This is a genomic window from Mycolicibacterium chlorophenolicum, assembly GCF_001044235.1.
Taxonomy (GTDB): domain Bacteria; phylum Actinomycetota; class Actinomycetes; order Mycobacteriales; family Mycobacteriaceae; genus Mycobacterium; species Mycobacterium chlorophenolicum.
The window spans coordinates 29,080-41,660 of record NZ_JYNL01000071.1 but is presented as its reverse complement, the minus strand read 5'-3'; the positions used below and the strand labels follow the sequence as shown (position 1 = coordinate 41,660).

Below are 12,581 nucleotides of genomic sequence, written 5' to 3'. Positions count from 1 at the left end.
ACAACAATTAGGAGACATCACCTATGAGCACAGCTACAGACGCCCGGGTTGCGCTGGTCACGGGGGCATCGCGCGGTATCGGTTATGCCGTCGCGGAGCGGCTACTCGGGGACGGTTTGAAGGTCGCTCTGCTCGCGCGGGACGCGCAGGCGCTGGAGAACGCGAACAAACGTCTCGGTGGTGGTGAGAACACCCTCACGGTCACTGCCGATCTCACAGACCGTGCCGCCGTCGACGCCGCCGTCACCTCGGTGGTCGATTGGGCGGGCCGTCTCGACGTCGTGGTCAACAACGCCGGACCCCAGCTGCGGCCGACGCCGATCGCCGAGAGCGACGACGACGTGCTTCTCGGAGCCCTGCAGTCCAAGCTGCTGGGGATGTGGCGGATCAGCCGCGCGGCGATCCCTCACCTGCCCGAGGATGGGACGGGACGGATCATCGGCATCGCTGGGCAGGCCGCCCGCGTCCCCATCCCTGGCGGCGCGATCACCGGTGTCGTCAACGCCGGGGTCGTGGCGTTCACCAGCTACCTGGCCGGCGAGCTAGCCCCCCGACACATCCTGGTCAACGCGGTCTCACCTGGTCTGTGTGACACCGAGGGCTGGCAGCAGCGCCTCAGCGGCATGGCCCAAGCCCAAGGCCGATCCGCTGACGATGTTCGCGACGGCATGACCAAGGGAATGGGTATCGGTCTCGGACGCTGGGGCACCGAGAGTGAGGTCGCCGCGGTGGTCGCTTTCCTGGCGTCCCCGCAGGCCAGCTACGTCACCGGACAGGTCCTCGGCGTCGACGGCGGAATGGATAAAGCCGTCATCTGAGGCAACTCGCTGACAGGATGACAACCATGTCGAACTCGCAGATCACACCCACCGACCGCATGTCGCAAGCCGGCGTGTTGCTCACCGGCAGCGTCCCGCTGTACTCCACCGAGGAAGTCATCAAGTACTGCGGGGGAGGGCTCGGCGACGTCGCCGTCGGGATCCCCGACGGCGAGGTGGGCGACCGCTCGATGTGGATCATCTATCAGGCCTACCGGGTTTTAGACGGGCATCCGCAACTGGCCACCATCCAGCGACCGCAACCCGACTACAACTGGCGGCCATCAGGATTCGACGACTTCTGGCTCTTCGCGGTCCGCGACGGCGAAACCTTGCATCTCGACGACATCGGCTACGCCCGAACAGCCGCCGAGTCCTACGACACATTCCGCGAACTCAAGGCAGCTGGCATCGTGCCGTCTTCGGCGCGTTTCCAAGTCAGCCTCCCGTTACCCGAAAGCGCAGCTAGCTGGTTTTTCCCCAACCCTGAGCATCTGCGCCAGGCGATCGACGCCTATACGACGGCGCTGCAGCGCGAGTTGGCGGCGGTGCTCGACACCGTCCCGCATGACCAGCTGACGATCCAGTGGGACACTTGCTGGGAGATCCTGGACGTCGAAGAAGCGGCGCCCTGGACCCTGCCCGGCGGCGAGCCGCCTCTTGAACGCTTCCGGGCGATGTGTGCCCGGATGTCATCCGCCATCCCGCCAGAAGTGTTGCTGGGCTACCACCTGTGCTACGGCGATCTGGGGCACAAGCACATGAAGAATCCTGAAAACTTGGCGGTGTCGGTGACGATGAGCAACGTCGCCGCGGAGTCTTCCGGACGGCCAGTGGATTTCGTGCACATGGCTGTGCCCGCCGACCGGGCCGACGACGCCTACTTTGCCCCATTGCAATTCCTACGCCCGGGCCCTAAACCGTTCCTCGGCCTGGTCCACGAGCATGATGGACTTGAGGGCGGAGTGCTGCGATGGGATGCCGCGGCGAAGTTCCGTCAGGACTTCGGTATCGCCACCGAGTGCGGCTGGGGACGTCGACCGGCCTGGCAGGTGCCCGCGCTCATCAAACTGCACCGCCAGATCCTTGAGGCACGCGCGGGCTGAAAGCTACGAGGACACATGATGGATACCCGCACAGACGTGGCGGCGCTCACCGCGTCGCCCACCGATGTGCGTCCAGCGTTGTCTACCCTCAAGCCCCAGCCGCTACCGGAGGCGACGCCGCAGACGGTAAGTCGGCGCATCACGACGCCCGGCCTTGCTTCCGGAGTGGTCGAACGCAGCAGGTTGACCGCTGTGCTCAGCGGGATGCTGCACACCCATCAGGTGCTGGCGATCAGCGCCACCGCCGGCGCCGGCAAGACGACCGCAATGGTCCACGCGGCCGCGCATCTGCCGGACCCGGTGATCTGGCTCTCGCTGGACCGCGGCGACACCGACCCGTGGCGGCTGTTGACCGACCTGGAAACCGCCATGGCAACCCAGCTAGACACAGTCCGCGGGATCTGCGCCGCTGCGCGCCCTCGGCAGGCCACCCGCGATGTCGCCGGCCTACTCGCCGAGGCCGCCCACGGTCGACCACTGGTGGTCGTCTTCGACGATCTCGAACGGCTCCACGACCTTGACCCTGCACGCCAAGTGATCGGGGGATTCACCCGCTTCGCCCCGCCCAGCCTGCGGATCGTGTTGATCAGCCGCCGCAATATCATCGATGACCTCGACGAGAAGCTGCCCCCGGGCTTCCTGGCCACTATTGGGGACACGGAGCTGGCCATTTCGACGGAGGAAGCCGCAACCGTCCTGGGCCGCAACGTTGAAGACCTCGCCGATGTCAACCGGATCGTCGACGCCCACGGGGGCTGGATCACCGGAGTACTCGCCGAGGCCCGCCAGCGACCCGGGTCGGCGGCGACCGGGCCGGCACGCGACCTGACCGTGTTCTACACCAAACACATCATGCCCATCCTGGATGAGGACGAGCAGCGCTTTCTGATCGCGACGTCACTGCTCACCCAGGTCACCGCCGACGCGGCCAGGGAACTCGGCCAGACCGACCCCTCGTCGTTGCTGGCCCATCTGGCAGCCAAACCCCTGCCGGTGAGCTGGAGCCAGGCCGGCCAAATCATGCGGGCCCATCCGCGGTTCCGCGACTATCTTCTCGGGCGCCTGGCCGGCAGCGCCGAGGAAGGCGATCTGCGATCCCGCTACGGCGGGTTGCTCTTGCAAGAGGGTCGCCGCGACGAAGCCGTGCAGCAGTACATCAAGGCCCGCCAGCTCGACCGGGCCGCACGCAGCGCCCGCGAGGCGATCGACGGGGAGATCGACGGGCTGCGTTTCGATGTCGCTGAGCAGTGGCTTGAGCTGCTGCACACCACCGACGCACCGAGCACCACGCTGTCGATCGCCGAGTTCATGGTCGCCATGGGCCGCGAGCACTCCGCGCGTGCGGCCGCCATCGGCGACAGCCTGGGTTTGCTCTCCGAAACGGCGCCGGTCGATGTCACCTCACGCCACGAGACCCCGCTGGATGGCATGTTGGCCTGGGCGTACTGGCAAACCGGCCGGCTCGAAGACGCCCGCACGATACTGTCGCTGCGACCCAGCGACCGTACCGTGCAGATCGCCGCGGCCATCCTGGCCTTCAGCTCCGACGCCGCAGCCCCCCTGCCCGTCCCGATCGCACCTGACGGCGGACCGTATGACGGCATGCTGATGCGGGTGCACTACTTTCGCGGGTTCCTACACACGATCCTGTCCGCCACATTCTCTTCACCATGGGCCCGCGCGATGGGAGTGTCGGTGCAAGCCAGCGCCTTACGCGCCAGCGGCCAACTCGACCGAGCCCTTGAGATGTTCCAGGCAGCCGGCGATGACGACCCTGGCAGCGTGTGGTTACAAGTTGTGGCCGGCCCGGATCTCTTCCTCGACCTCGGCCGCCGCGACGACGCCTTTGCCCAGCTGCAGAAGGCGCGGGAACTGGCCGCCGAGCGCGGATCCATCCCCAACACACTGCTCACCCAGGTCGCCGAGGCCAAACTGCATCTGCGTCTCGACCAGGATGCGCCCGCGGCGATGGCCACCCTGGAAGCGATGCGCCCGCAGGCCACCAGCTACCCCTTCGTTCTTGAAATCGCCGACATGTGGGCCGGCTACGCCCAGCTCCTGCTCGGTCAGGACGAGGACGCGCGGCGCCGGTTGACCGCGGCTGTGCGTAGCATGCGCCGCGGCGACCGCATGTTGGAGCTGCCGACCGCGGCGATCTACCTTGCCGAAGCCGAGTGGCGTTGCGGCCGCGAAGACGCCGCCGACCGAGCCGCCGACCTCGCGTTGACCGCGGCCGCACGGCACGGGTCAAATCACATCCTGCTGCAAGCCCTCGACGACGTTCCCGCCGTGCTCTCACGGCGACTCGACGCCGAACCCGAGCGACGATCGGCCTGGCACGCGTTGGGACGCAGCTGTCGCGCGCACTCCAGGATCCGCTCTGCCGGACCCACACACCGCGTCGTATTGAAGGATCTCGGCCAAGTCTCGCTCACCGTCGACGGCACGGCCCAGCGGCCGCGGATCGGCAAAAGCCTTGAGCTTCTCGCGTTCCTGCGCCAACAGCCCACCGCGGAGGCCGCCCGCAGCCAGGTGCTCGACGCACTGTTCGGCGGCCGCGCTAACGACTCGACCCGCAGCTACCTACGTCAAGCGCTGTATCGGCTGCGTGAGGTGCTCCCCGAGGCGCTCGCTCCGCGCACAGAGGGCAACCGTATTCTGCTGCCCGCACCCGACGAAGTGACCTGTGACTCGCTGACCGTGTGCGCCCTCCTCGACCAAGGTGCCCTCTTGCATGGCGAGGACAAGCTGTCGGCGCTGCGCGCCGCGCTGGAACTCGCCGCGGCGGGCTCCTATTTCGCTGATTCGGATTCCGAATGGATCGTCGGGCGCCGCCAGGAACTGGCCGACCGCATCAGCGCCGCACAACTCAGCGCCGCCGAGCTCGCCTACGACCTGGGCCACTTCGTTGATGCCGACGACCTCGTCGAAGCGGTGCTACGCGAAGACGAGTACCAAGAAGAGGCGTGGCGGCTATCCATCCTCACCGCCAACGCCTTCGGCGACTCCCAGACCCTGGTCCGACGCTACCGCTGCTACCGCTCGGCGATGGAGCAGATCGGCGTCGGACCCTCTCAAGACGTTGTCGAGCTATTCGAACGCCTCCACCAGACATGAACTCAAAACCCGGCAATCCCGATAAACTGCGGCCCGCGACGGTGTAACCCAAGACTTCGACTGCCATCGATAGCCAACCTGTAGTCTGCCCGCGTTTACCGCGGTGCCGATCCCGGGAACCCCGATGCAACAACAACTTTGACTGTTGGCGGCAAGCAGTCGAGGTAAGGAGTTGAGTAGGCAATGCGCGCTGTGTTGAGACTAAATACATTCGACGCAGACAAGCTGGCGGCAGCTTCCGAACAATTGGAGGAGTTTGACCGCCTCCACGCGGTGCAGCCGGGCTATCTCGGCAATGTGACCGTCGACGTAGGCCAAGGCCGCCGGTTCGTCATTAACCTTTGGGAGACAGCCGAACACCAGCAAGCCGGCCTCAAGGCACTCGGCCCGGCAGTCGAGCATCTGGTCAATCCGCTACTCGCTGTTCCCTCCCAACTTATTGCCGAGGGCACCGTGATTCGCTGCGACCTCATCGCCCCCGATACCACCTGACCGCGCGCGACGCTATACCCAGACCTAAACACCGCCTGGCAAACCACCTGATGAATTCTCGTCGTTGACGATGGCGCCCCCGGCGGGCTCGCAGCGGCCCGACGCCCTGAAACGAACACCTCTAGCGTCGACCGCTCGCGTCGGCGGTGACGAACGATAGGCCACCGCCCCGTGCACTGGCTCCCCCGGGGAGAAGCTGCCGACGCCGGGCGGTCCTAGCCCCCTCACAGTTCAGCACGCAGCAACACTTTGCCGACCATGGGAAGGTGGACTTGTGGAATCAAAAAGCCGCCTCGACGGCTCGCGACGTCACGCCATCGTGCAAGCTGCGCTGGAGGTTCTCGCCGTCCGCGGGTCGGCAGATTCCACGCTGCAAGTCATTGCGAAAGCTGCCGGGGTGTCTGTTGGCCTAATCCAGCACTACTTCGGCAGCAAGGACGGCTTGATCGAAGCCGTGGATGCTCACGCGCTCAATACCATTGGAGTGGCTATGGCCGAGCCCACACCGCCGCCGGCCGCCGAGTCGATTCCCGAGATAGGACGCCGAGTGACGGCGTTGTTTGACGATCACTTGCCGGTTCTGGACTACATCGCTCGTCAAGTGGTCGAGGGCACCCCAACAGGCAAGGCGCTTTTCGACGCCATGGCCTCCTTGGGCATCCAACGGTGGGACGACCTCTCGCACAGTGGTGCAACCACCGAGGATTTCGACAGTGTCTGGGCCGGCCTCAATCCGCTGATTCTGGTCCTGGGCACCATCACGTTTCGCCGACACGTGGACCGCTACCTTCCCGAGGCATTCACGAGCCGTAGCCAGCTCAGCCGGTGGGAACGAGCGGTCAACACCCTCATCGGCGGCCAGCTCAAGACCCGCTAGAACGCCAACGAGCACTCGCTGACAAACCGCGAGATGTTCTGCTTGCGGGTGTGCGATACAACATATTGGAGCAATACGGCCATATTGTTAGGCTCCACTGATGGTCGCGGGGGCGCCCCTACCCGGGGGCGATATGAGCACGGCTCGGCTTGCCCGAGCGTTAGGCACACTCGATGAATCGGCGAAGGCCGCCGTCACCGCCGCCCACCACGAGGCCTACCGCTACGCCAGTGCCGCCCTCGGGTCGGTGCACCTGCTGCTAGGGCTGCTCGTCGACACTGAACAGCCCGTAACTTCTGTCCTGATCAGGACTGGGGCGACCCCGGACATGATTCGGCGCCATTTCGAGCAGGTCTCCGGGGCGCGATCGCACCAGCCGCCTCGTGCCGCGCATCTGCCCTACACCCCACACGCCAAGGCCATCCTGATCAACGCAGCCGATTGCACAAACGACTGTGGTGTGACCCACACCGGAGCCAACGACTTGTGGCGCGCGATAGCCGATGCGGCCAGTTCGCCCGCCGCACGCATGCTCGCCGAACTGGCACAACTCGGCCACGTACACCGGGCGCTCACAGAGGTAGCTCACAGCCGCGGGGCCAGGCCAACTTTGACACCGGGCACCGGTCTTGCGACGGCTAGATGTATGAGGCATTGAGCGCTTCGGCGCGTTTGGCCTCGGATGTCCAAGTACCGGCATAAAGGAATTCCTCGGCCAGGATTCGGTTGTAGCACACACCTTCCCGTTGTGCCGGCGGGTGTACAGCCGATCCGATAATGATGCGCGCCCATGCAGGTTGTGAGTGAAATCGTTGGCACGGTAGCAGGCATCGTTGTCGGTGACGATCCCGTCGATGCCGTGAGCGGCGAACCACACGCACGCTGTGCACGAATTCGACTGTGGCGATAGCCCTTTTCGTGATCGGCGGCCCCATGTAAGCCCATTCGCGAATAGCAGTCGACGGCTGAATGCGAATACACCTAGCCAGCTCGGGCGCCTGCGGCACTCGTCGCCGCGACAGCCTTGGCCCGGACACTGCCTTTGCGATGCGCCCGCCAACCACCGCCAATGGGGGGTCCGGCCACCTTATTAACACCGACGTGAACCATACGGGCCCGGCCGGGGCGCCCACGATGGCCCGTGGTGCCCGGTTGTTGTCTCCCGTGTTGTCTCCCACAGGTGTCGATCGAAATTAGGCGCGGCGTGGCCGACTCAATCAGGCCGCTCTTCGGCCAAGTCGCGGTAGCGGGCCACACGCACTGCTCTGTCGTTTCAGACGGCACGCGACGGCATGCCCTGATGGGTACCGGACTGATCGTCGAAGCCCTCGAATGGGGCTTCTCCGGGTGACCGTTTGCCGCGTCTGATCGCGCACCACCCGCGTCAAGCGTCCCGATGTCGTGCGCGCCGGCCGGCTGAGGTAGGCGTAGGCAACACTTGCCGCAACGCGGTGAGGTTATGCGGGTCGAGTCGGAAGTCTGCGGGCCGTTGCTCGAAGTGGATGACCGAATCGGGCTCAGTGCTGCGCCATGTGAACGAGCAGGTGCCGCAACGGAAAAGCGTCCACTGCGAGGTAGTGCGGACGAGGCTGATGTCTTTGGTGGCACAGCGAGGACAATGGTCGATCATCGGGATCCTTCTGTGGCGGCGGTGAGAAGGGCAACGGCCTCCTCGACGCCGTGCGCTGACAGGGTGTCGATCAGTCGACTGTGCCCTACCGGATCGGGTGCCACGGCGCAGGTCGCGTCGATGATCAGGCGATGACCTTTGCCTGGCGTCACCGCCGACGGATCTAGGGGGATGAGCGGCATATCGGGCAGAACGTCGATGTCGGTTGCCCGGGTGCGCGTGGACAACGACCACATCACCCGTTCGAGGTCGAACGGGTCGACATCGTCATCCACCAGGATGATGTTCTTCAGATATTGCAAGCCGTGGGTGGATCCGATAGCCCGGTGGGCAACGGCTTTCGCGAAGCCGGCGAAGCGGTTTCGCACGCTGATGACCGCTGTCAGTCCGTGCTGGTACATCGCATTGACCGCGACCACCTCGGGGAAGTCACTGTGCAGATCGGCGTACACCGGCACGCAAGTATTGAGACCGATCAGAGTGTCCAGCTCACCCCAGCTGTTGCCAAGATAGATGTTTTCGAAGATCGGATCGTGCCGTCGCGAGATGGCGGTGACACCAAACACCGGCGCTAAGCAGGTATCGGTGTAGGTGCCAGGAAACTCCCCGAACGGCCCTTCCACGATCCGCTGACCGTGCTGCAGTTCTGCCTCGATGATCATTTCAGCGTCGGCGAGCACGTCCAAACCGTTTCCGGATGTCGTCAGGCGCAGTTCATGGCCGAACGCTGCGGCAGCATAGGCATATTCGGATTGCTCGTAGCCGAGCGGAGTACCGCCGAACAGTGCCACAGCCGGGTGCGGACCGATGGTGATCGCCACATGCAGTGGCAGACCGTCTCTTTCGGCGGCCACGATCTGGCGACCCAGATCGTGGCTCGCCGCGGTCATGATCGAAACGGTGGTGCCCCCGTGGACCTGTATGCGGTAGATGCCCACGTTTTGCTTATTCACATCGTCGCGGTCGTGCGGGTCGCGCGATACCGTGCACGCCTTGGCGATGTACATGCCGCCGTCGTAGGGGTTGACGCGGAACAGCGGGAGTTCGGCAAAAAGATCAACGGACTCTTTCTCGCTGCGGACCTGGTGCACCGGTGCGTTGTCCACGTGTACCAAGGAACGGGGCTGCGGTCGCCAGCGCCGGCAGAGCTCCTCGAACATCTGCCGACGGGTCGTCGTCTGCGGTGACATACCAAGCAGAACAGCCAGATTGGCGAAACTGCCGTGCACGTTGACGGCGATACGCGCACCGCTGGCACCGACTAGGTTATCCAGCAAGACGGCGGGCCCGTGATCGCGGTCGCTGGCCGCGGCACCGGCTATTTCGCGGACGCCTGGCTCCAGCGTCACCGGTTCACTGATGCGCGCCAACTGTCCGTGGTCCTCAAGCAGTTCGAGATACTCCCGCATCCCATTCGGTGGTGTCATCGTGGTTCTCCTTGGAGCGGGTCGTGGGAGGCGTCATCGCTGAGCGGGGAACTTGGCTGCATCAGCGATGGCCGTTGAATTCCGGCCCACCGCCGGGCGCCGGGAGTGGGCAGGTCGAACTGGTCCATGAGCCGCGCGACCAGATGGTCTAATGCTTCATCGAGTGAATGCGGCAAGTGATAAAACCCCAGGACCGGTGGGAACACGATGGCACCGCTTCGGCTGACGGCAAGCATATTGTCCAGATGGACATCTGACAGCGGTGTTTCGCGTGTGACAAGCACCAGTCGGCGGCGCTCCTTCAACGTGACGTCAGCCGCGCGGGCGATGAGACCATCTGCATACCCAAGTCGGATGGCAGCCAGAGTCTTCATGCTGCACGGGATGACTACCATGCCTTCGGTTCGAAATGAGCCCGACGCGATTGCGGCCGCCTGATCGGCGTGATGATAGGTGTGATCGGCCAAGGCGGCGACATCGCGCGCGCGAAGGCCGGTCTCGTGACGGATGGTGGAGCGAGCCCACGCGCTGATAATCAGATGAGATTCCAGCCCGGGTAATTCGCGCAGTCGTTCAAGCAGTCGTACCGCCAGGGCAGCGCCGGTGGCTCCAGTGACGCCGACGACGAGCCGGAACGGGTCAGGTGCGGACATTCTCTCGCCTACCTGCCCGGGCACCCGACTTGTCTCGTGTCGAACGCGGCCCCATCGAATCACTATGTCGCCCAGCGAAAGCGAGGCATTGAGCAAGATCTCGGGCGCTGTCGCCTCGGCGAGGCGAAGTCGACGCGCGGTTTCATACCGTAACCCTTCCCTTGGTTGGGGGCTGCTGTGTGTATCTGTTCGCCTGTCGTGCATCAGCGCCGGCGAACCCGTTTGACTGCGGGGGATGCGATGCAACAAATATAGCTCGTGCGAAAGCTATTTAGAAAGCTTTTGATGATGGTATCGTCAGTTGATGCCGACACCTGCGACATCGAAGCAAGGGAAGACCGCGCGCGATTTGATCGACGGCATCACCGATTCGTGGCAAGCCGAGATGCCAGAACTCGACCGATCCCAATCGGAACTCACCAAGCGGGCGGCCAGGCTGGCCGCAAAGCTGGGTGACCGGTTGACGGCCTGCATCGCACCCTGGGGGCTTACCCGCGCCGACTACGGAGTTCTGAGCACATTGCGCTCCATCGGCGAACCATATGCTCTGCGCCCCAAGGAATTGAGTAGTCGTCTGTTGCTGTCCTCAGGCGGTGTGTCGAATATGGTCGCGCGGCTGGAGGGTCTGGGTCTGGTGCAGCGCCAGCCCCATCCGTCCGACGGCCGCAGCACATGGGTTCGGCTCACTCCTGACGGTGTAAATACCTCAGCCGAGATGGCTCGGGCATGGGGCCGGACTCAGGCAGACATCTTCCGTGCGGTACCCGCGCCCCTGTGCAAGTCCGCCGCCGACATCCTGCGGGATGTGCTGTTGGCTATGGGCGACGCAGAGCCTGCCAAGCCAGCCGACACTTCGGACTAAACTTGGGACAAGACAGGTCGATACATCTGGCACTCCGGGACGGGCGCCAGACCGACAGACGAACCAACCCTGTTGCCGCCGAACCGGTTCCTGTCGCCGATCTCGACCTTCAACGTGAACGCCGTCAACGTGCCGCCCCGCGAAGACACGACACCCGACATACGACCGGAAGTGAATTCACCATCGGCTGCCGAGTCCATCGCACCAGGTAAATCCATGACATCCCTTCACGCGATCACCGCCGCAGCCACCACGCTTGATTCACCCGTCTAGGCGGGGTACACGGTGCTGACGGTGGCCCGGATGGGGATTTGGACGTGTCCGCGTTCGACGCCGGGGCGCGCTGAACCGCCGTTGGGTTCACCCCAGATAACGGTGACCCCGGCGCCGTCGTGCACCTTGTCTTGATCGATCATCGCCAGAGAGCTGACCTTACCGACGTCACGGGTATAGCCGATCCGAGACGACGCACCAATGACGGTGTCGTTCTGCAGGACGGCGTCGTATTGGAACGTGGAGTAGGCCGGATCGGGAAGTGTCAGCGACTTGGTCGGGGGGTCGGCGAACAGGCTGCGTGACCACGCTTGGGTGACGTCGTCGTCGTTCCACACCAGCCACACCTTCTGGCGGTGCGGACGCTTCGCGGCCGCCCGCAGCGCCTGCGCGCCGATGAAATCGCGGTCCAGCTTGAGGACCCGGCCATAGCCCACATCCCAGGGGGTGACGTAGTAGTCATCAATGTTGTCGCTGTCCAAGCTGCCGCCCAGCGACATGTTGGCTTCCGGGGTGTCGGCGCCCAGCCACTGCCGATACGGGCGCATCTGCTCGCCGGTGTAGATCGCCGGCAAGGGCAGTCCTAGCCATCCGCTGGCCAGCCCTGTTGTTGAATAGGATTGGGCGCCACCGAGCTTGAGGTCGAACTCGGCGCCGGCGGCCAGCAGCGCGTCTTTGACCTCATCGCGATACTCTGCTGGCCCGTAGATCTCCAGACCCGTCTTCTCCGCCCCGGACAGTCCGATCATGGTGTGGTTGAGCGCGCGCACCGGCTGGCCGGCGATGCTGAACTCCCCGATATGGAAGAACTTGATCGACGGCATGGTGCCGCCGGAGGCCTTCTCGACGATCTGAAGAGCACTCGGGCCTTGCAGCTGATACCGGAACAGCCTCCGGCGCCCGGTCGGGTTGAAGCCGACGGCGTCATCGCGGGTGATATCGACATCGTAGTTGCCGTGTTCGGCCTGAAACCGCACCCAGTCCAGCGCTAACGGGGCACCCACCGCCACGCATTCGTCGTCGTCGAGGCCGAACAGGATGGCATCACCGATCAGCTGCCCGTCGTAGTTACATGCGATGAGCTGCTTGCCGCGGTTCTTACCGAACGTCGAGACGTTGTTGGCGGTGATATCCGAGAGCACCCGCAGCATGTCGGGGCCCTTGATATAGACCTCGAACATATGAAACGACTGATCGTAGAGGATCGCCGATTCCCTCCACGCCCGCTGCTCATCCATCCAACTGGTATAGGCCGGCGGCAGAACAGGAAATCGATAATGCCCCAAAGGAGCACTGCGGAGCATAGAAAGTGGCCCACCAGATTGC

At 64.4% G+C, this 12,581-nt stretch carries 11 protein-coding genes; 7 read left to right on the top strand and 4 right to left on the bottom strand.

The features are described 5' to 3' along the window. Window positions 1-23 precede the first annotated feature (23 nt). From MCHLDSM_RS34460 to MCHLDSM_RS40620, 6 genes are all read left to right on the top strand, one after another. Entirely contained in the window at window positions 24-818 is a 795-nt protein-coding gene (locus tag MCHLDSM_RS34460) for an SDR family NAD(P)-dependent oxidoreductase (protein ID WP_048474258.1), read from the top strand. 26 nt (window positions 819-844) lie between these two features. After that, window positions 845-1,924 carry a hypothetical protein gene (locus tag MCHLDSM_RS34455; RefSeq protein ID WP_053083172.1) on the top strand — a complete coding sequence of 360 codons (1,080 nt, stop codon included), beginning with the start codon at window positions 845-847 and terminating at the stop codon, window positions 1,922-1,924. A gap of 18 nt (window positions 1,925-1,942) precedes the next feature. Further along, window positions 1,943-5,041, top strand: coding sequence for an AfsR/SARP family transcriptional regulator (locus tag MCHLDSM_RS34450; RefSeq protein WP_158023751.1), 3,099 nt, complete (start codon window positions 1,943-1,945; stop codon window positions 5,039-5,041). A gap of 183 nt (window positions 5,042-5,224) precedes the next feature. Then, window positions 5,225-5,533, top strand: a complete 309-nt coding sequence (locus tag MCHLDSM_RS37965; protein WP_060937687.1) for a hypothetical protein — start codon at window positions 5,225-5,227, stop codon at window positions 5,531-5,533. 274 nt (window positions 5,534-5,807) lie between these two features. Next, on the top strand, window positions 5,808-6,410 hold the full coding sequence (locus MCHLDSM_RS34440; RefSeq protein ID WP_048474255.1) for a TetR family transcriptional regulator: 603 nt from the start codon (window positions 5,808-5,810) through the stop codon (window positions 6,408-6,410). 100 nt (window positions 6,411-6,510) lie between these two features. Further along, the gene (locus tag MCHLDSM_RS40620; protein ID WP_048474254.1) at window positions 6,511-7,068 is read left to right on the top strand and encodes a Clp protease N-terminal domain-containing protein; all 558 of its coding nucleotides are present in this window, start codon (window positions 6,511-6,513) and stop codon (window positions 7,066-7,068) included. Between the two features lie 726 nt (window positions 7,069-7,794). Here the strand turns inward: MCHLDSM_RS40620 and MCHLDSM_RS40615 are convergent. From MCHLDSM_RS40615 to MCHLDSM_RS34425, 3 genes are read right to left on the bottom strand one after another with little or no spacing between them, the layout of a single operon-like run. Further along, window positions 7,795-8,040, bottom strand: coding sequence for a non-oxidative hydroxyarylic acid decarboxylases subunit D (locus MCHLDSM_RS40615; protein WP_407661951.1), 246 nt, complete (start codon window positions 8,038-8,040; stop codon window positions 7,795-7,797). Further along, window positions 8,037-9,467: a UbiD family decarboxylase gene (locus MCHLDSM_RS34430; RefSeq protein WP_048474253.1), complete on the bottom strand. Its 1,431-nt coding sequence runs from the start codon at window positions 9,465-9,467 to the stop codon at window positions 8,037-8,039. The genes MCHLDSM_RS40615 and MCHLDSM_RS34430 overlap by 4 nt, the downstream gene beginning before the upstream one ends. Then, on the bottom strand, window positions 9,464-10,120 hold the full coding sequence (locus MCHLDSM_RS34425; protein WP_048474282.1) for a UbiX family flavin prenyltransferase: 657 nt from the start codon (window positions 10,118-10,120) through the stop codon (window positions 9,464-9,466). The genes MCHLDSM_RS34430 and MCHLDSM_RS34425 overlap by 4 nt, the downstream gene beginning before the upstream one ends. A 304-nt stretch (window positions 10,121-10,424) precedes the next feature. Here MCHLDSM_RS34425 and MCHLDSM_RS34420 point away from each other — a divergent pair, with 304 nt between their 5' ends. Further along, the gene (locus MCHLDSM_RS34420; RefSeq protein WP_048474252.1) at window positions 10,425-10,982 is read left to right on the top strand and encodes a MarR family winged helix-turn-helix transcriptional regulator; all 558 of its coding nucleotides are present in this window, start codon (window positions 10,425-10,427) and stop codon (window positions 10,980-10,982) included. Between the two features lie 269 nt (window positions 10,983-11,251). Here the strand turns inward: MCHLDSM_RS34420 and MCHLDSM_RS34415 are convergent, their stop codons facing one another. Continuing rightward, entirely contained in the window at window positions 11,252-12,559 is a 1,308-nt protein-coding gene (locus MCHLDSM_RS34415; protein ID WP_234714290.1) for a hypothetical protein, read from the bottom strand. Window positions 12,560-12,581 lie beyond the last annotated feature (22 nt).

Bases quoted from the DNA above. Each gene is read 5' to 3' on its own strand.
- MCHLDSM_RS34425 (WP_048474282.1), bottom strand. From the start codon at position 10,120: ATGTCCGCACCTGACCCGTTCCGGCTCGTCGTCGGCGTCACTGGAGCC.
- MCHLDSM_RS34460 (WP_048474258.1), top strand. From the start codon at position 24: ATGAGCACAGCTACAGACGCCCGGGTTGCGCTGGTCACGGGGGCATCG.
- MCHLDSM_RS37965 (WP_060937687.1), top strand. From the start codon at position 5,225: ATGCGCGCTGTGTTGAGACTAAATACATTCGACGCAGACAAGCTGGCG.
- MCHLDSM_RS34450 (WP_158023751.1), top strand. From the start codon at position 1,943: ATGGATACCCGCACAGACGTGGCGGCGCTCACCGCGTCGCCCACCGAT.
- MCHLDSM_RS34455 (WP_053083172.1), top strand. From the start codon at position 845: ATGTCGAACTCGCAGATCACACCCACCGACCGCATGTCGCAAGCCGGC.
- MCHLDSM_RS34430 (WP_048474253.1), bottom strand. From the start codon at position 9,467: ATGACACCACCGAATGGGATGCGGGAGTATCTCGAACTGCTTGAGGAC.
- MCHLDSM_RS40620 (WP_048474254.1), top strand. From the start codon at position 6,511: ATGGTCGCGGGGGCGCCCCTACCCGGGGGCGATATGAGCACGGCTCGG.
- MCHLDSM_RS34415 (WP_234714290.1), bottom strand. From the start codon at position 12,559: ATGCTCCGCAGTGCTCCTTTGGGGCATTATCGATTTCCTGTTCTGCCG.
- MCHLDSM_RS40615 (WP_407661951.1), bottom strand. From the start codon at position 8,040: ATGATCGACCATTGTCCTCGCTGTGCCACCAAAGACATCAGCCTCGTC.
- MCHLDSM_RS34420 (WP_048474252.1), top strand. From the start codon at position 10,425: ATGCCGACACCTGCGACATCGAAGCAAGGGAAGACCGCGCGCGATTTG.